Annotated in this window: 22 protein-coding genes and 1 pseudogene; 6 read left to right on the top strand and 17 right to left on the bottom strand. The window is 42.7% G+C overall.

What is annotated here, in order from left to right:
• Positions 1-39: 39 nt before the first annotated feature.
• The 5 genes and pseudogenes from V7K15_RS26620 to def all read right to left on the bottom strand — a co-directional run bounded on the left by V7K15_RS26620 (position 40) and on the right by def (position 5,399).
• Entirely contained in the window at positions 40-2,493 is a 2,454-nt protein-coding gene (locus V7K15_RS26620; protein ID WP_334910451.1) for a single-stranded-DNA-specific exonuclease RecJ, read from the bottom strand.
• Between the two features lie 11 nt (positions 2,494-2,504).
• Positions 2,505-3,167: pseudogene (locus V7K15_RS26615) on the bottom strand (GNAT family N-acetyltransferase).
• Positions 3,168-3,230: 63 nt separating this feature from the next.
• A complete protein-coding gene (locus V7K15_RS26610; protein ID WP_334910449.1) occupies positions 3,231-4,061 on the bottom strand; it encodes a PD-(D/E)XK nuclease family protein in 831 nt (276 codons plus the stop codon).
• Positions 4,062-4,621: 560 nt separating this feature from the next.
• Positions 4,622-4,825, bottom strand: coding sequence for a hypothetical protein (locus tag V7K15_RS26605; protein WP_334910447.1), 204 nt, complete (start codon positions 4,823-4,825; stop codon positions 4,622-4,624).
• 10 nt (positions 4,826-4,835) lie between these two features.
• Complete coding sequence (def, locus tag V7K15_RS26600; RefSeq protein ID WP_334910445.1) at positions 4,836-5,399, bottom strand: peptide deformylase; 564 nt, start codon at positions 5,397-5,399, stop codon at positions 4,836-4,838.
• A 131-nt stretch (positions 5,400-5,530) separates the two neighbouring features.
• Between def and V7K15_RS26595 the strand changes: the two genes are divergently transcribed.
• Together V7K15_RS26595 and V7K15_RS26590 are read left to right on the top strand one after the other, a co-directional pair.
• Positions 5,531-6,433 carry a cell division protein FtsX gene (locus V7K15_RS26595; protein WP_334910443.1) on the top strand — a complete coding sequence of 301 codons (903 nt, stop codon included), beginning with the start codon at positions 5,531-5,533 and terminating at the stop codon, positions 6,431-6,433.
• Positions 6,434-6,690: 257 nt separating this feature from the next.
• Complete coding sequence (locus tag V7K15_RS26590) at positions 6,691-7,497, top strand: DUF3598 family protein (protein WP_334910640.1); 807 nt, start codon at positions 6,691-6,693, stop codon at positions 7,495-7,497.
• A 39-nt stretch (positions 7,498-7,536) separates the two neighbouring features.
• Here the strand turns inward: V7K15_RS26590 and V7K15_RS26585 are convergent, their stop codons facing one another.
• From V7K15_RS26585 to V7K15_RS26565, 5 genes are all read right to left on the bottom strand, one after another.
• The gene (locus V7K15_RS26585) at positions 7,537-7,773 is read right to left on the bottom strand and encodes a DUF5615 family PIN-like protein (RefSeq protein WP_334910441.1); all 237 of its coding nucleotides are present in this window, start codon (positions 7,771-7,773) and stop codon (positions 7,537-7,539) included.
• A complete protein-coding gene (locus tag V7K15_RS26580; protein WP_334910439.1) occupies positions 7,685-7,876 on the bottom strand; it encodes a DUF5615 family PIN-like protein in 192 nt (63 codons plus the stop codon). Before V7K15_RS26580 ends, V7K15_RS26585 begins: the two co-directional genes overlap by 89 nt.
• Positions 7,873-8,097 (bottom strand): DUF433 domain-containing protein, encoded by a 225-nt coding sequence (locus V7K15_RS26575; protein WP_334910437.1) that lies wholly within the window; start codon positions 8,095-8,097, stop codon positions 7,873-7,875. Before V7K15_RS26575 ends, V7K15_RS26580 begins: the two co-directional genes overlap by 4 nt.
• A 127-nt stretch (positions 8,098-8,224) precedes the next feature.
• Positions 8,225-8,518: a DUF3349 domain-containing protein gene (locus V7K15_RS26570; RefSeq protein ID WP_334910435.1), complete on the bottom strand. Its 294-nt coding sequence runs from the start codon at positions 8,516-8,518 to the stop codon at positions 8,225-8,227.
• Between the two features lie 3 nt (positions 8,519-8,521).
• Complete coding sequence (locus V7K15_RS26565) at positions 8,522-8,926, bottom strand: DUF1308 domain-containing protein (RefSeq protein ID WP_334910433.1); 405 nt, start codon at positions 8,924-8,926, stop codon at positions 8,522-8,524.
• A 148-nt stretch (positions 8,927-9,074) separates the two neighbouring features.
• Here V7K15_RS26565 and V7K15_RS26560 point away from each other — a divergent pair, with 148 nt between their 5' ends.
• Entirely contained in the window at positions 9,075-9,224 is a 150-nt protein-coding gene (locus V7K15_RS26560; protein WP_334910431.1) for a hypothetical protein, read from the top strand.
• Positions 9,225-9,263: 39 nt separating this feature from the next.
• Here the strand turns inward: V7K15_RS26560 and aat are convergent, their stop codons facing one another.
• On the bottom strand, positions 9,264-9,839 hold the full coding sequence (gene aat / locus V7K15_RS26555) for a leucyl/phenylalanyl-tRNA--protein transferase (protein ID WP_334910429.1): 576 nt from the start codon (positions 9,837-9,839) through the stop codon (positions 9,264-9,266).
• Between the two features lie 104 nt (positions 9,840-9,943).
• Here aat and V7K15_RS26550 point away from each other — a divergent pair, with 104 nt between their 5' ends.
• Entirely contained in the window at positions 9,944-10,273 is a 330-nt protein-coding gene (locus V7K15_RS26550) for a hypothetical protein (protein ID WP_292803178.1), read from the top strand.
• A gap of 50 nt (positions 10,274-10,323) precedes the next feature.
• On the opposite strand, the gene rpsN is transcribed toward V7K15_RS26550, so the two are convergent.
• The 5 genes from rpsN to V7K15_RS26525 form a co-directional block, all read right to left on the bottom strand.
• Positions 10,324-10,626 carry a 30S ribosomal protein S14 gene (gene rpsN / locus V7K15_RS26545; protein ID WP_292803176.1) on the bottom strand — a complete coding sequence of 101 codons (303 nt, stop codon included), beginning with the start codon at positions 10,624-10,626 and terminating at the stop codon, positions 10,324-10,326.
• A gap of 76 nt (positions 10,627-10,702) precedes the next feature.
• Entirely contained in the window at positions 10,703-11,374 is a 672-nt protein-coding gene (gene nth, locus V7K15_RS26540; protein WP_334910427.1) for an endonuclease III, read from the bottom strand.
• A gap of 46 nt (positions 11,375-11,420) precedes the next feature.
• Positions 11,421-12,521 carry an RIP metalloprotease RseP gene (gene rseP, locus V7K15_RS26535; protein WP_334910426.1) on the bottom strand — a complete coding sequence of 367 codons (1,101 nt, stop codon included), beginning with the start codon at positions 12,519-12,521 and terminating at the stop codon, positions 11,421-11,423.
• Positions 12,522-12,841: 320 nt separating this feature from the next.
• Complete coding sequence (gene serS / locus V7K15_RS26530) at positions 12,842-14,122, bottom strand: serine--tRNA ligase (RefSeq protein WP_334910424.1); 1,281 nt, start codon at positions 14,120-14,122, stop codon at positions 12,842-12,844.
• A 331-nt stretch (positions 14,123-14,453) separates the two neighbouring features.
• Entirely contained in the window at positions 14,454-15,032 is a 579-nt protein-coding gene (locus tag V7K15_RS26525) for a DUF3611 family protein (RefSeq protein WP_334910422.1), read from the bottom strand.
• Between the two features lie 855 nt (positions 15,033-15,887).
• On the opposite strand from V7K15_RS26525, the gene V7K15_RS26520 reads away from it, so the two are divergent.
• Positions 15,888-16,232 carry a PadR family transcriptional regulator gene (locus tag V7K15_RS26520; RefSeq protein WP_292803157.1) on the top strand — a complete coding sequence of 115 codons (345 nt, stop codon included), beginning with the start codon at positions 15,888-15,890 and terminating at the stop codon, positions 16,230-16,232.
• A 275-nt stretch (positions 16,233-16,507) separates the two neighbouring features.
• Positions 16,508-17,038, top strand: coding sequence for a cofactor assembly of complex C subunit B (locus V7K15_RS26515; protein ID WP_334910420.1), 531 nt, complete (start codon positions 16,508-16,510; stop codon positions 17,036-17,038).
• A 449-nt stretch (positions 17,039-17,487) separates the two neighbouring features.
• Here the strand turns inward: V7K15_RS26515 and V7K15_RS26510 are convergent, their stop codons facing one another.
• Positions 17,488-17,805, bottom strand: a complete 318-nt coding sequence (locus V7K15_RS26510; RefSeq protein ID WP_334910638.1) for a DUF3155 domain-containing protein — start codon at positions 17,803-17,805, stop codon at positions 17,488-17,490.
• Positions 17,806-18,086 lie beyond the last annotated feature (281 nt).

Below are 18,086 nucleotides of genomic sequence, written 5' to 3'. Positions count from 1 at the left end.
AATCCTTTTACCATATACATTTACCATTTTCGGATAAGTCTAAAGAGTCATAGCGATCGCCACAATAGTAGATAAAGGCACTTGAGCAAAATACTGTCGCTGAAATTGTTCTTCTCGCACAGCAGCTAAAAATCCTGCAACTGCTTCCTGGGCAAACTTTTCTGCACTATCGCTTGGATGCCAGGTGATTTGCAAATAATCGTCTTCTCCTTTGACTGTGAACCCTAAATATTTTAAAGCTTTGATTCCGACAAGTAAGGTTTGGTCGCTGATGCCGATTTTCTCTAAAAGTTGAACGCGGGTAACTAGTTGATTTGTGCGACTGAGATATTTGGCAATTCCGACAAAAGTCAGCCAAATTTGATTGGGTGGTTGGTAGTTGGGTTTAGACCAGGCGATCGCAAATTGTTGCTGATTGTCAAGCCCAGATCCAGATTGGCTGATCATTAGACATCGCCGCAACCACGCGCGTAAATCATCCCAATTCGTGGGACAATCTTCGATAATCAGTGCTGAGTCCTGAGTCCTGAGTCCTGAGTGTTCCTGATTTCGTAAGTCTAAGATGAGTGGTGTTAGCGGATAGCTAGGGTTTAGCCCATTCCGAGTAGTGAGTGCTGAATTAACACTGGGACGCACCGCAATTAATCTGATTTCATAACGTTTTTTGAAGGTGTTGTAGTCTAGTTCGACTATGCAATCACACCTTCCTATGGGCAATTCATCTTTATAGTGTCCCCACCATATACCAGGAAAAACACTTCTGCTGGAATCATCCCGAATGTCAAACTCGGTTTTAATATACTGTACCTTTTTCCCTTGCCAATCCTGCTGATTACGATGCCAACAATTTTCAAACCAGCAGTTTTGAATTAGCAATTTCGGAACAGGGTTCCCCATTCCACAAGGTTCTAACAGTTTCAGTTCCAAAAATAACTCTTTCCCCAAGTCTGCTACTGTTAGCGTCAAGTCTGCTTGCACAGTTGGCGTTAGGGTTGTACTACCTAAAGATTGTCGCAACTGTTGATTAATCGCAGCTGTAAATAAAGGAATGTTCTCCACTAACAAACTCAAACCTGCTGCAAAGGGATGTCCCCCAAAGCGATGTAACAAATGTGCTTGGTCTTTCACCAGCTGGTATAAATCGACGGAATTCACCGAACGGGCGGAACCACGGGCTAATGGGAGTGCTGTTAGGGGATAGCTATGGTTTAGCCCGTGCTGAGTGCTGAGTGAGTTAAGAGATAAAGGAGTAATTTCTTCCCCTGCTCCCCCTGCTTCCTCTGCTCCTTCTGTACTCAACAAAATAGTCGGGCGACCTGTTTCTTGTGCTATCTGTCCAGCGACTAAGCCCAATACACCCGCAGGCCATTGGGCATCTTCTAGGACTATAACGCTAGTGGTTGATAAGTCTAATTGAGTAAGTTTTTGTGCTACTTGCGCTTGCACATCTTTTTGCAAAGATTTGCGGCGGGTGTTTGCGAGTTCTGTAACTTCGGCTAGTTCGTTACAACGTTTGGCATCCCGACTAGTCAATAATTCAACGCAAAAACTAGCATCACCTTGGATGCGGCTGACAGCGTTAATTCTTGGCCCCAAACCAAAGGAAATATCTGTGGGGCGATCGCCATTTTTCTGACACAATTCTAATAATCGCCCTACCCCCGGACGCCGACGCGCTGCTGCTGGCTGTTGAAAATCTGCTTGCAGTCGTTGAATTCCCAACTGCGCCAAATAGCGACAATCTCCACTTAACTGCACCAAGTCGGCAATTAATCCTACTGCGACTAAATCTAATAAATCTTCTAATGGATGTTTTGCCACATTAGGCAGAGTTTGATATAGTGCTTCCACCAACTTATAAGCTACCGCCACCCCAGAAAGATGAAACAGCTGATGTTCCCTTGGTAAATAGCGGGGATTAATAATCGCTGCGACGGGTGGGCGTTCGGTGGGTAAGGTGTGATGGTCTGTAACTATTACATCTATGCCTAGTTGTTTAGCATAGATAATTTCCTCTATATTTGTACTACCTGTATCGCAAGTAACAATTAATTTACAACCTTGTTTTGCTAAGTTATCAATCCCTTGATTATTAAGTCCGTGGGATTCTTTCAGGCGATTGGGAATGTAGTAAATTAACTGAGTATTTTGTTTGAAAAATTGCCCTAATCCATCCCAAAGTACAGATGTGGCGGTGATTCCATCAGCATCAAAGTCTCCCCAGATGGCAATTTTTTGTTTGGCGTTATATGCTTGTTGCAACCGGGCGATCGCTAAATGCATTTCTTGCCCAAACTCAAAGGGACTTGCTGGTTGATAAGCTTTATAGTTGATAAAAGCTGTTAATTGTTGGTGTTCTTTAATTCCCCGTTGCCACAACAATTGCGCCGCATATATTCCACTTGATGCGGGTGTATGCTGTTTCACCGCTTGAATGAACCACTGCGGGGGTTGTTCGGTTACTGCTATAGTCCACCGCTGTTGTTCTGGCATATAAAGTTAAGTTAGATTGGAGATTGATCATCGGTCCTTTGAGATTCATTCACTAGAGGATTGAGAACTACTTCATTAGCAGCGCTATCGGGTTTACGCGTGCGAATTGCTGGACGTGTAGGCGTAGCCCGTCGTAAACATCGCTTTTAACCTGCTCTTTCAGCTTTTTGATGTTCGTAATCAATTAATCTGCCATAATACTCATGCTTGCTTAAATTCATCGACAATAAAATATGCTGGCGGATATTACCAAAACCTTTGCGGCTAAAAAACTTTAATGCTGAAGTATTGGTGGGATCAGTGTCTACCAACATGAACCGCGCCCCATCTTCAATCATCCGGGCGACAACTTTATCAACCAACTTATCTGCAACTCCTCGACGCTGGAACCTCGGACTAACTCCCAACCATAAAATGTATCCATAAGTCCAGGATGCTTTGGTGATGATCGTTCCCAAAATGAATCCCGCTAATTCTCCCTCTGTTTCGGCGACGAGGCAATATTCAGGATCGGTGTTGTAAAGTCCAATCACCTCCCATTCGTCCCAAGTGCGGTATAAATAAGGATATAAATCACTGGTAAATAACCCTTCTCCCAAGTGATAAATGGGAGCAATGTCATCAATTCCTAATTCGCGTACATAAATTGTTTCATTTTCGTCAAAGTTTGACATAACTTGACATAGATTTAAAAGTTGTAATTTATTTATACCCCTATTGCACTTTACAAACATCCTCTAATGTATAGGGTTGAGTGAGACTTCTTGAATGCTGTCAAAATTTGGCAATGAGTCTTTCACTGCTTCTTCAGTAGCTTGTGTGCGTAGTTTACCACCGTAGCGATCGCATCGTTTGGCAAACTGACAATAATCACAGGTTTTGCTACCCTCCACCACTTGCGGAAACTGCTGGTTATTTTGATAATTTTCCAGCAAATTAGTTAACTGGTTTAACAGTTGATTAAGTTTCTTTGCTGTTTGTCTGTGTTGAGCAGTATTGTAATTAAATTTAATATTTTGGGGTTTGCCCTCAGATTGGACAAACCAGTAAGTCATGGAAATATTTTCTGGTAAATAGTCGCTAGTTTCTGCCAATACATAGAGATAAAGCCGTGTTTGCCAGTTGGATTCTAACTTGCGTTGATTGGGTGGTTTAGGATAAGTTTTCCAGTCGAGAATTTGCGCTTGTTGGTTATCTGCAATCAATAAATCATAGACAACCGTCAGCAAATAGTCCTGAACTTGCAGAGTTCGGTAGTGTTCACTTTCGCGGAAAGTTTGATTATCAGATGCAGCCGTTAAAATTTCTGGGGCTGCATCAGCAAAACCTAGCATCCAGCTTTGCAGTTTAGCATCTGCTTGCAGGAAACTATCAATAGGCAAACCCATTTCTTGCTGCTGCATTAGCAAGTGAAAGCGACTACCCAAAGTTTGCCGTTCTTCTTGTTCTGGATTTGAGGGCGAATTCAGTTGTTCGAGGTAGGTATGTTGAAATTTACGCGGACAAACTTCTAATAAGTTAAGTTGTCCTTGAGATAGTCGCAGTAGTTGAGTAGGAGTTGACAGCATTCTTCTATTTTAGAAGCGATCGCTTAATATTCAGCCCTGACGAATGAAGTTGCAGATTGGTGAAAGCGCAGGGCTATTTCATTCTAGATATAAACCGCCCAGAACTAAAGTTCCGGGCTAATAACTAAAGTCCGTTAAAACGGACTAAACCGTGTCTATCTTGAAAACTGTAGTTCTTCGGTGATGAAAAGGATTTGCCCTCATCCCCCAAGCCCTTCTCCCAGATTTGGGAGAAGGGGAGCGAGAATTTCAAAGTCCCTCTCCCAGATATGGGAGAGGGATTTAGGGTGAGGGCAAAAACTATGCTTCTCAACTTCTCAACTTAGATGAGGGCTATAAGCTTTTCTGAGTCGTCTTGAGAAGAATGAGTGCTATTAGACTCAGAATTCATTCTGAGGCGGGCTAGATGAGAATGAAATAGCCCTTAACAGCGTTAACCACAGCGCAGTTAGTGATGCTAAAAGCTTAAGGTGCAGTCCAAGATGCAGAGCAAAAATAAAAGGTAAAAGGATAAACTTTGCGTTTCTTTCATCCCTTTACCTTTTTTATGTACCTGATGCTTATTTCATGTTAGCCCTTGCGTCCTTCACTGCGGCAAAGAAAAATAATCCGGTGAGTGGAATGCTTAATGCTAAGATAATCGCCGTGGCTGGGACGCCAAAATCTGGTTGTCCGTAACTGAGTTCAAAAATCGAACCGACAGCTGCGATCGCACTTACACAACAACCACCCAGAAATAAACCACTTTTTGGAGTTAAATACACTACTACCCCCCTATGCTATTGGTTTCACCGCTTGATACGAGAAGCCATTCTTAGATAGTTCCTGAACTAAAGTCAAGGAGTTTTCTACACGGTCTACAAATACTACACCGTTGAGGTGATCCATCTCGTGCTGAATGCAGCGTCCTAAAAGGTCATTAGCCTTTAATGTCCGGGGACGACCGTACTCGTCTTTATAGGCAATTTCCACGACTTCGGGGCGCTTCACGTCTAGGAATACATTGGGAATACTCAAACACCCTTCTTCGGCAACAGAGATGTCGCGGCTGACTTGTTTAATGATGGGGTTAATCAACACCAAGGGCGGATTAGCTGCGTTCTCTGGTTCCAAGTCGATGACAATTAGTTGTTTGTGAATTCCTACTTGGGGTGCAGCCAAACCAATGCCATCTTTGCTGTACATAGTTTGCAGCATTTCGCGCACCATTTGGCGGAGTTCGTCATCTACTTTAGAAATCCGCTTTGCAGGTTGACGCAGCACGCGATCGCCTAAATAATGAAGCTCCAAAGGTGGATTTTTTAACTTTTTTTTCTCTACAGCAATTTCAGAGGGCATGAGTCTCGATGGCTAGATGGTGAAAATTCCTACTACTTTAATTCTATCAAGCTCGTCACTAGTCAGTTGTAATTAAGTGCTGAGTTATGAGTTATGAATTATAAATTATAAATTCTTGACTGGGGTGATGTGTGTTTAAATCTCTCACGAAACTGGACTACCTGCTCAAAGAAACTTTCCTCGGTTTATTGCGGGGAGGTTGGATGAATTGGGCAGCTGTAAGTACTGTGACAGTGTTACTGTTTTTATTCGGCTTGAGTCTGCAAACCTCTTGGCAAGTCGAAAAACTCCTCTATCAGTTTGGTAGTCAGCTAGAAGTATCAGTTTATCTCCAACCGGATACGCAGATCGAAAGTATTCAGCCACTGATCGCAAAAATGCCAGATGTGGCGGCGATAGAAACTATTACCAAAGAGGAAGCTTGGACTAAGTTAGTTAAGGAAATGAGAATTTCTGATATTGAAAGTGCTACCCAGGAGTTAGGTGAGAATCCTCTGGTTGATGAGATGAAAGTGAAAGCACGTAATTCTCAAGTTGTGCCAAATTTAGCAACGCAGTTAGCTAAGTTACCAGGAGTTGAGACGGTGCAGTATGTCGATGAAGCAGTCAAACGTATTGCCCAGTTGCATCAAGGTCTGAACTGGATTACTTTAATAATTACGATTATTCTGACTTTAAGTGCGATCGCAGTGACTAACACCACAATTCGGCTGATTGTGATGGCACGACGCCAGGAAATTGAAATTATGCAACTAGTGGGAGCAACTTCTGCTTGGATTTACCTCCCATTTATTTTACAAGGAATTAGCGTTGGCTTAGTTGGTGGTGCGATCGCTTGGAGTTTCATTTCTGTGATTCAACAGTTTCTCGGTAAGTTGCTAGTCAATCAACCTGAGTTTATCCAAGTCATCACTAACAGAGTGCAACTTACTCCAACAGAAATTTTATTATTGCCTCTGATTCTCTTAAGTTTCGGTGCCACGGTAGGATTAATGGGAAGCTTATTTGCTGTTCGACGTTTTGCTAAAGGTTAGTCATTAGTCCTTTGTCCTTCGTCCTTTAACTAGCCATAGCCTTGTTAGGGTGAGTCTGGATGAGACTGCAATTTTTATTCATTCCTATAGCGTTTATTAATCAGATGAGGTACATCATAGCCCCCTCTCGAAGAGCGGGGAGGGGTTATTGTATTTCACTCAACCGAAAACCGCCCTAATGGGAGCAAGTTAAATGTGAAACAGCTTATCAACTTGATAGAGTTAGTAAAATGACAAATGACAAAGGACAAAACCCGATGAAATCGCAATGGGAATGTTTTTTGCAAAATCTCGGTGTATGGGAAGGTTCATTCACCAATTTTTCTCCCCAAGGTACACTTCTCAACGATACTCCTAGCTGTCTTTCCCTAGAAGGTTTGAACAATAACCAGACAGTGCGCTTAACTCTGAGCCGTTCGGGACAAGATGTGATCAGAGAATTTAGTTCTGTGGGAGGGGGTCTGCTGTTTTTTGAAAATGGTTCGTTTTCTGAAGGTTTAATTCAGCTAGGGCCATTTTCGGAATTCGGTGGAGAACTCGCTTTGGTTCATGAAAATTGCCGCTTGCGTCTGGTGCAACTCTTTGATAAGACCGGTCAGCTAAAGGAACTCATCTTAATTCGAGAACATTTAGCTGGAACCCCACCAGCAGAACGTCCAACTTTGCAGATAAATGACTTGTTGGGAGAATGGCTTGGACAAGCAGTGACAATATATCGAGATTTGCGTTCGCCTGATATTTACTCTACAACTTTGAAAATACAACTTGATGATACTGGGCGATTAATTCAAACTACCTCTTTTGGCGATCGCACAATTACCTCAACTGCTACCATCAAAGGTTCCATCGTTCTCTTTGACCAAAATCCCCAAAAGCAAGTACAAGTATTATTGTTACCTGATGGCGCTTCTGCAACTTCTCCTCTAAAGGTGCAATTACGTCAACCATTATTTTTGGAAGCAGGTTGGTTAATCCAGCCAAACCTACGCCAGAGGATGATTCGCAGCTATAACGACAAAGGCGAATGGGTTAGTCTGACATTAGTTACTGAAGAAAGAGTGTAAGGGATTTGAGAGTGCGATCGCTTTTGTTAGCCTGCACTGTTAATTTCCTGTGATTTCGACTAAAGCTTCACCAGATCGTAAAAGCTCTAATGCTTCTGGCAACGTTGAATTCAGAATCTCTTTCAATCTTGCATTTGACGTATTACCACACGTCAACCAGATAACTTGTGGCGGTGTTCCAAGACGATCAACTAATGTCAGCAAAGTCACTATCTTTGGTGATGAAGATGACTCCTCTAGCCCTCGCTGCCTCGAAAATCTCAGGATCTTCGGCATCTCTGAGTCCAACATCACGCAAAGCTAATGCGGTTATGCCGAATGTAATGGTGATCCAAGTTGCAATTGCGGGTGACAGATATGCATCTACCCAAATCGTCATGCAACCAAAACGGGATGATTGAGCTTACGTGAAGCGTACATAAGTGCTGCGTTAAGATCATCCGCTTCCAGATCGGGCATTTCTTCTAGGATTTGTTCGGCACTCAGTCCTGCCGCAAACAAGTCGAGTACATCTGATACCCGAATTCTCATGCCCCGGATACAGGGACGATCACCACACTGTTTGGGATTAACTGTAATTCTTCCAAGTAAGTCTGACATACGATTTCACTCGGAGATAGTGTTTAACCCAGTATATGTAAAGTAGGCGTTCCTTACATCACTTCTGACAAATTAATGTGATGCTTCTCCACATTGTGAGCATCAAGAAAATGGAGCGATCGCTTCATTACTCATCTGCTAACCAGTTTTCATAGTTGCAACTTATCAGCTTTTGCTTGACGGAATCAATGACCTCAGATGAAAAAGTCGTCATTGACCCAACTCGGTAAACGTCATTTAAGACAACGTGGTAATCTTTTCCCGTATACTCAGCAACCACTTGAGCTAAACTGCGATCAGACATATTTGTGTAGAGTATTGATAGCAAAGGTAAATATCTCTGATCATCAATACCTTGGGGAAAAGCACACTGGATCAACTCATAAGTGCTTGCTAAATGGCTTGGGATTGTCTTCTGCATAATTCAGCTACCTGTTAATGAAAAGGGGAGATGAAGATAGACATTAAAATCAACTCCTTGGGCACTGGCGGCGCGAATAGCTTTTGCATCTGCTGTCATGGTTACAATACCCATTTGGTCGCCTGTTCCTAGAATAATTATATCGTTAGCATCCAGGCTCCGAGTCGGTCTTAAATTTTCGGCTGCTGCTGAAGGATTGTCTGGAACAACCGTAACTCTTTGCAAAAAGCGATTTGCTCTTATCTGTTCTGAGCTACCTGCTGAGTACTGCACAATATTGACGAATTCATTAAATGCAGTTTGTGCTATTACCATTTGTTGCTTGTTGACAAACGCTTGTAGTTCATGGCGAACGTGAGAACCCTCGGCAATGAATGCAATAGCGGTATTAGTATCTAGATTAATCACGTTTTATGTGAACCAAAAATCACAGTGCCTATATTTTGGTGTGATGTGATTTTCCCATAAGTGGTTGTGCTATCGAACCAAATTATAGCTAAAGAATGAACATTGACCACCCTATTACCTGGAATGGCGGAAGTGGTTAAGATTGTGAGTGGAAGAAAATGTTGGGTTTCCTAGCATCAACCAAACTTACAATATTAGCGATCGCACTGAAGTATTGGGCTGCCGATACTACGGTAGCTTAGAGAAAAACCGATACATAGGCTTTGCCAGCACACTTGAAGGATTGATTTTGTCATAGCGCACTAAAGAAAAGATATGTTGAGAAATGGGTAAGTTTTTATACTAAGTTACAGCGACATTGCAACGCTTGCTTAAGTAGCATTTGATATTCTTCATCCTCAACCCGATAAGCGCCAAACCTCTCCAAATGTGGATTCATCATTTGGGCATCGAAAAACACAAATTTTCTCTGGCGTAATCTTTCCACCAACTTTACCATCGCTACCTTCGAGCCTTCAGGAATCCGGTAAAACATCGACTCGCCAATGAAAGCGCCACCAATGACAATCCCTAAAATTCCCCCAGCTAATTCGTCACCCTGCCAAGTTTCAAAACTATAAGCATAACCATTCTGGTAAAGTAGCCAGTAAATCTTTTGCAATTCCGGTGAAATCCAAGTTGTTTCTCTGTCAGCACACCCAGCTACCACAGCTTGGAAGTCCCGATTAATTTCCACAGTAAACCGTTCTTGATTGATAACACGCTGCAAAGACTTGGGGTAATGAAATCGCTCATCCAAAGGAATGAAAGTCCGATCGCGACTTCCGTACCAACTCAGGCGATCGCGCTCATCAGCCATGAGAAAATAGCCTTGTGCATAGCCATCAACAATAGCGTCGATATCATATTGCATAAATAAATATAAAAAAAACACTCTTAGAAACGCAATTTGATGCTATCAATCATTCTCTGCGTTCCTCTGCGTTTCCCTTCGCGTCCCTCTGCGTTAAAAAAAAAATGACTCAACCAATTCCACCCATTACCCTACCACCGCCTGAAAATCCGCAACTCGAAGGTGAATGGTTACGAGAACGTTTACAACATTGGCTAGATACCGAATTTATCCCCGAAGCAGTCAACCAAAATATTGCCCAACGAGCCGCACAGATTTTTGTGCGTCAACGGATGGAAGGAGAAAACGACCTTGGTTGTCTGGTAATTGCGATTGTCACAGAGATGCAGTCGTATGATTTTTCCAATAGTTTCTATGGAGAGTTTGCGATCGCCAACGCCGTCAGCGATCTACTCTTAGAAAGCCTGGGAATTGATAAGTGTTGTGGTCAATAAGAGTTATGAGTTAGGTTTGTCTCAACTCCTAACTCCTAACTCCTAACTTTTTACCAACTAGACTTAACAACTCCAGGCAAAAGACCTTCATGCGCCCATTCTCGCAGCACGTTCCGAGACAGTCCAAAATCGCGGTAAACACCTCTAGAACGACCAGTCAACCAGCAACGGTTGCGGTGGCGGGTGGGCGCACTATTCCGGGGTAACTGTTGAATCTTCCGGTGGATTTCCAGCTTATCCAGAGGAGATGCTGCACTTCTGAACTCTTCTAAGAGAGCTTCCCGCTTGTCAGCATACTTTTCTATCAACCTAGTGCGCTTTTTCTCGCGCTCAATCAAGCCCTTTTTGGCCATATATTTTTTAACTTATTTAAAGACAGCATTCTCTATTCTACAGCCTCCCCATCAATTCTAGGGTTACTCGTGTCGCTTACCCTACAACCATTGGCTGATTCGCCGCCGGACATAAATCGGCAAGCTCACAAGCGATACACACCGGAGAGCGGGCTTTACAAATAGCACGACCGTGATAAATCAGTCGAATTGACCAATTTTCCCAATCAGGCTGCGGCAATAAACCCATTAAATCTTGCTCAATCCGAACGGGGTCTTTTGCTTCAGTTAAACCCAAACGTTGGCACAGGCGCTTGACGTGAGTATCTACCGTCACTCCCACATGAATGCCATAAGCATGAGCCAGGACTACATTTGCTGTTTTCCGCGCCACACCTGGAAGTTTTAACAACTGTTCCATTTCATTGGGGACAACAGAGTTAAACTCAGTGACAATCATCCGACAGGCGGCTTGAATGTTCTTAGCTTTATTGCGATAAAAGCCAGTTGAACGCACCAAGTTTTCTAATTCTACCAAGTCAGCGATCGCTAAACTAGCAGCATCAGGGAATCTACCAAATAAAGCTGGTGTCACCTTATTCACCCGCTCATCAGTACACTGAGCCGAGAGAATAGTTGCCACCAACAATTGTACTGGTGTTGAGTAATTCAAAGAGCAAGTAGCATCTGGATAAAGACGCTTCAGACGAGCTAAAATTTCTAGCGATCGCTGACTTAAAGCTGAAAGTTTCTTTTCCCGACTCCCCATTCCTTAGTACAGACGCGATTAATCGCGTCTCTCCCACTCCCTATTTTCACTGAAACAATCTTTGCACCCATTCCAATTGGCTAGTTAATTGGGTGGTTTCTTTGACTATCAGAAAAATTCCTAACCCTAAGAGTAACACCAAACCGGTTTGCATTACACCTTCTTGAATCCGGGCAGGCACAGGCTTACCGCGCAAACCTTCAATCAGCAGAAAAGCGAGTTGTCCGCCATCCAAAGCTGGTAAAGGCAAAATGTTGATAATAGCCAAGTTAATGCTGATAATTGCGGCAAAAGACAACAGGTTTACGATATTATCAGCAGCTAATTTTGCCCCGATTTTGACAATATTAACTGGCCCAGAAACTTGTCCAACAGTTTGTTGAAAGTTAGTAATCAACTGCCCAAAACCAGCGAGTGTCCCAACAAATAATTGTTGAAACCTATTAGCAGCAATGCCGAAAATTTCAAAAGGACTATTAGGACGGCGATAAACTGCTGTAGCATTTGGACTGAGTGCCACACCAACTACACCTTTGCCATCGGCTCCCAGTTTTGGTGTTAATTTCAGGGTTTTTTGTTGGTTTTCACGCTGAATTTTCAGTTCGATTTGCTGATTGGGATGAGTTTGAATCTCTTTTGTCAGCAAAGGAGTTGACTTATCAGAAGCCGGAAGTTCCTGACCGTTCACAGCCAGAATAATATCTCCTTCCCGAATTCCTGCTTGATAGGCAACAGATTCTTGATTAACAGGCTGTACGGCGACACCAGCTTGATAGTTTAATTCTTTGGGAATGCCGACAATACCCAATTGCAGAGCCAGCACCAAATAGGCAAATATTAAATTTGCGATCACTCCGGCACTGATGACGATCGCCCGGTCTAAAATTGGACGGTTACGCAGCAGATTTGGGTCATTGGGTGGAATATCGCTATCGGGGTCATCATCGGGAAAGCCCACGAAGCCGCCCAGGGGAAAAGCGCGGACAGCATATTCGGTTTGTGAACCTTGGTACTTAAAAAGAACTGGGCCAAAACCCAAAGAAAAACGGTTAACGAGAATGCCTTGAGAACGGGCTGCAACAAAATGTCCCAACTCGTGTACCAAAATCAAAACAGCCAAGACTGCGATCGCTGCTAAAACTGACATAGAGTAAATTAGTGAGAATATTAAGCTATAGTTATCTCCATTCTAATTGGGCATTGGGCATTGGGCATTGGGCATTGGTAAAAGAACGCCATGTGCAACTTTTACTCAAACCTAACTCCCCAGCCCCGTTCACTATAGGGAAAAGGTGAAAATTCAAAGCCTCTCTTCTTTCTCTCCTTTTAGGAGAGAGGTCAGAATATTAACGAACGTGGATTAAATAAAATGCAAAACTTCATCCTGTCTCTAGCTTCCCTCTCCTTTATAAGGAGAGGGATTGAGGGTGAGGTAAGCCAGGGACATAAATTGTGACAAATGACAAATTACAAAACTTCACGCCCCAAGTAAGGTTGCAGCGCTTCTGGTATCCTCACCGTCCCATCAGGTTGTTGATAATTCTCCAAAATTGCTGCCATCGTCCGTCCCACCGCCAAACCCGAACCATTCAGAGTATGTACAAACTGGGTACCTTTCTTCCCCGCCTCTTTGAAGCGAATATCAGCGCGTCGCGCCTGGAAATCTATAGTATTAGAACAGCTAGAAATTTCGCGGTATTTGCCAGAAGAGGGCAACCAAACCTCTAAATCATAAGTTTTGGTAGAGGCAAATCCCAAATCTCCACTACTTAAATTTACGACTCGGTAAGGCAACTGCAACGCCTGTAAAATTGCTTCTGCATTCCCCACCAATTTTTCCAGTTCATCAAAAGACGTACTGGGTTCGACAAACTTCACCATTTCCACCTTGTTGAACTGATGCAGGCGAATTAATCCCCGCATATCGCGCCCATAACTCCCAGCTTCGCGGCGAAAACAGGGAGTAAAAGCACAGTGGTAGATAGGCAAATCTTCAGCAGCGAGAATTTCACCCCGGTAGAGATTTGTAACTGGAACTTCCGCCGTAGGAATCAGCCACAAGTCATCATCAGCGCATTTAAAGCTTTCTTCAGCAAACTTGGGTAACTGACCGGTCGCCGTCAAAGACTCGGTATTAACTAACAGAGGCGGACTAACTTCCACATACCCAGCTTGAGTATGGAGAGTCAGCATAAATTGAATTAATGCCCTTTCCAAAGCCGCGCCAGCGCCTATCAATGTCACAAAGCGACTTTGGGCAACTTTTACAGCTCGCTCAACATTCAAAATACCTAACTTTTCGCCAATTTCCCAGTGAGGGAGAATATTCTGATTTTGGGGAATGTACTCATCACCCCAACGCCGCACTTCCACATTATCTTCCTCATTCTTTCCAAGGGGTGTAGAGTCGCTTGGTAAGTTGGGAAGTGCCAACACAAGTTGGGCAATTTCAACTTTGAGGTCTTTTTCCTGCGGTTCCAATTGGCTCAACGTTGCTTTGACAGAATTACCTTCATCCCGCAAAGCTTGAATTTCCGAGTCTTGAGGATTTATCCCAGATTTAATCTTTTGCCCGACAATTTTACCAATTTCGTTGCTACGAGCTTGGAGTTGACTACGCCTCCCCTCAAGTTCCCGTTGTTGCCGATCTAACTGTAATATCGGTTCAATGTCGTATTTACCACTACGACTATTCAATCGTTCTTGAACTAATTGCGGATTTTCCCGTATTTGCTTGATATCCAGCACAGATTTTTCTCAGTTTTTAGCCTATTATCTACCTGCCAACACATCAGCATATACTGATTTTGCCTTGGCATGAGCAGAAAAGCAAAGTTTATTGCAAAAATCAGTTTTAACCAATCATGAACTGGTAAGTAAGTGGGCAAGAATAAATCAAACTACTTAGGGATTTCCAACAAATAAATTACTACTACTTGTGGGGTGGGCATCTTGCCCGCCTTTTTCTAGGGCGGACAAGATGCCCACCCCACAATAAGTCCTGTGAGTATTTTTTTATTTGTCAGTCCCTTACGCAATATAAATTTAATTATTTACTCTCCCCGACTCTACGCTTATACTAAGCTCGGTTAATGCGATTGAGTAGCCAAAGTGACGCCACAAGCCCGGCAAAGTGGGCTGAAACAGTGTTGGTGTTTGCCTGTACTACAAGCATATCTAGACCGCTAATAATCCGGGTTGGGTCAAACAATTGGGTAGTTATAGCTTGGGGAGATATGGATCTTGCTACCAGTGTCCCAACGATCGCTTGCGCCCCCAAAAGAGTCACCAGCGTTCCTCCTAAATTCACCCACAGCCCTAAGCGTAATACTTGCACACTCTCGCTTTTCCGAGGGCGGTTGCTGGGATTCGAGGATTCCAGTTGCTTGCCAATTCTAGTGTAACGGTAAGCTAAATAAATCCCCCCACCCAAAATGACCAGTCCACAAATTGCTAAAAATACGCCAAAACCAGTCCCAGGATTATTACTAGGACTGCCAGTTCTTTGATTAAAGACGGCGAACAGCAGCACAATTATGCTAGAAACAACGCCTAGTACTAGCTGAATCCAGAAGCTAATCCAACCTGTAAGGCGAAAAGTTTGGGCAATCGCCCTAAGAGTTGAGGAAGACGATGGGGCATCGGGAGTTTTTGACATACTGTGAACCAATGTGCTGGGCGCTTGATTAAGGGACGCGAGGACACGGAGACACGGAGAGTTGTTTCCCCTAGTCCCAGCGTCTTCTTTCTGACTTTTCACGGTATTTGGAAAACCTTTCTCCTATAGGACTTACGCAGAAGTACACGCTGTAGGGGCAATTCATGAATTGCCCCTACGTCAAAATAAGGGTTTCGGCTATTGTTTGCGTAAGTCCTGTCCTAGAAGAAGAGAAACTTTGAATTTTCCCCTTCCTTCCCGCGTCGGGAAGGGGGTTAGGTTTTTCGTGGGTTTTCCATACAACGTGAAAAATCAGGTCTTCTTTGATAAATTTACTATCACACTTGCCAAATCGGACAAGAGATTCTCAAGTCGAGGAAATCAGAAATGATTACTGCTTAGGTGTGTCCACAGGCGTAGCAGCTTTAATCCAGACATATCCCTTAGCTTAAACTTTTAGAATCTGCATTCGGAAAATCACTGTAAAACAAAGTGTTTATTAAGTTTTACAGACAAAATTCGATTTTACCTGTAAAATTTCTTCGATGGCATTTTATTGCTTAAGCAGTTCTAACCAGAACGACATCACTTAACACCAAGGTAGTGACTTCGCCACTGTCTGTTCGCTCCTCACCACACCCTATCGAGCTTGAGTAGAGGTACACTATTTTGTGCCCCTACAACTTGCAAACTCGTCCCACAACTTCACAGGCGTGGGTAATTATTTGGTGTTTACGCTTGGGAAATTTAGTCTAAGTAGCTTTATATATATTACTGACTTAGCAGTAGCACTGTATACTGACTACAAAGATTGTATAGCTTACCCTAAGGCATTTTTTTAGCCATTCACTAACCATGAAACTTGAGGATATATATCAATTCTTTGAGAATCCTCCGCCAACTTACCTTTGTCAGGAAGTTGCAGTTTGTTACATCCTGTCTGTTTTGTTACAAAATGAATCCTACGGAACCGAATTGATTGAGCAATTAGAAACTGAATATCCCACCTATAGGCTTTCGGATACCGTACTTTATAGTGCAATCAAATTTCTGGAAGACGAAAGGGCAATCAGTGGATATTGGAAGAAACTCGAAGGACGGGGACGCCCCAGGCGAATGTACCAAGTTTCTCCCGAATGGCAAGTTCAAGCGCAGGATTTAGCTTTTCTTTGGCAAAACTACATTAATGGGAGAAAGTAATAAGTAGATCGGCACAATTAAAGCTAACTGGTGAAGGCTGTCATTTGTCATTGGTCATTGGTCATTAGTAAGGGCTTTAAGCCTATTTACGTTTCGTAACATACTTGGGTTTTTTCGCGCCAACTTACTTACCATTTTAGATTTGAGATTTTGGATTGTGGAAGAGTCCCTAATCATCGCACTGGCGCTGCATTTGTCACAATCATTGTTCAAATTGGTATAACGAATAATTGATAATGAATAAGTCTCCTCCAATCAAACACTAACAATTAGTTATGGATACTGCTATTCTGCCATCTACGTTCCTGCTAACCTTGTTGTTATCGGTTGGGCTGTTTTTCTTTATTCGTGCCTCGACTAAAGACCGCACACAAACAGCACAACTGCTATCTGAGCGAGACGAAGCTGCTTTAATGTCTCAATTAAAAGAGTATTTTCGATCGCGGTCTTACCGAGTGGCAGGGGTAGACCGAGAACAAAACCAGGTGACTTTTGAAGGTAATGTTCGCCCCAGCTGGTTCTTAGCTATATTTCTAACTCTACTAGCAGCTACTGGTATTGTTTGTCTATCATTAATAGTGTCCCTGCTTTTTCCTAGCCTCAGTACCCTTGTTCTGGCTATGGTATTGCTGTCGCCTTTAAGCGGTCTATTTTATTGGCAAAAATCTGGAAGACTTGAGAAGGTGTCGCTGAAAGTAGAAACAACTCAGAGCGAACAAACCTCCTCAAGTAAGATCACTGTAGTTGCCCATCGAGATGAACTCAGTGAGTTACAGAGGACTCTACAGCTAAAGCCTGGTGAATAATTGTTGATTTTTGTAACCATCTCTTGACTATGATATGCAGACTTCTGACCTGACCTACTCTTTAGGCAATGCAAAGTAGGAAGGAGAAAATCAAGGCTGCTGCTTTGTCAATTTTCCCCACAACATAAGTTGTGGGGAAAAATTTAAATTCATTAACTTAAATTTGTTGACAGAGCTTGCTTAACAATCCACGGCATAAGAGCGCAACTTCACTAGCGCTTTTAAACACGCTTGGCTCTATACTCACTCCTTTTTGGATCATCAAAATAGTATCAACCCATGCTATCTAGTGTGGTTTGAGACAAGTTTACTTTCTAACTACCTGGACTAGCTTGACTGGCAAATCAGCTAGAAACTAAAAAAAAATTAAATTTTGCATAAACTTAGCAATTTTGCCAGTTAATGATAGTCAGAAGCCACATTCAATGCCAAAGATGACCATCTATGGTTCATCGACTAGCTAAAGTAACAGGTTCTTGACCTGGCGAAGGTTCTAACACCCTCAAGCTAGGAAACAAGAAATGGTTTTCCTCTACGTATTGAGCACCAAACAGTCCCTTTTCTGCCCAGAAATAACGATCTGTGGTGTGTTCATTTCGTTTTACAAGTAGCAACGCAGGTGGCAAGATACCTTCAGCTTGAATGAATCTTCTCGCTGCTGTCACAGGTTTTTCTTCGCCACTTTCGATGCTATATTGAGGCACATGTTCCAGAATCCGCCGTCCTTCCTGACGACGACGACTCTTCCTTTTGCGTCTTCTTGCCAATATATTGTCCTCCTCTTTCAAGCTAGAGATTGTAGTAATAGCTACAAAATTTGTCGTCATTATATAGGTTCTAGTTCAAAATATCAATAGTTTTTCACCTTTTAATATAAGAAAATTAATATTTTTGAAGATAGAGAAAATAAAATCACATAAGGATATAATCCCCTGGTAGAAACCATCACGAAGAAGATTTTAGTTAAGCTTTATTAAATGAGTGAGGTAAAAACTAAGTATCCTTTCTTAATCATGCCTCAAAATCTGTAATCTTGAGCAAGAGCTAA

Source organism: Nostoc sp. (genome assembly GCF_036919815.1).
Classification (GTDB): domain Bacteria; phylum Cyanobacteriota; class Cyanobacteriia; order Cyanobacteriales; family Nostocaceae; genus Nostoc.
This window is presented reverse-complemented; position numbering and strand designations above follow the sequence as displayed.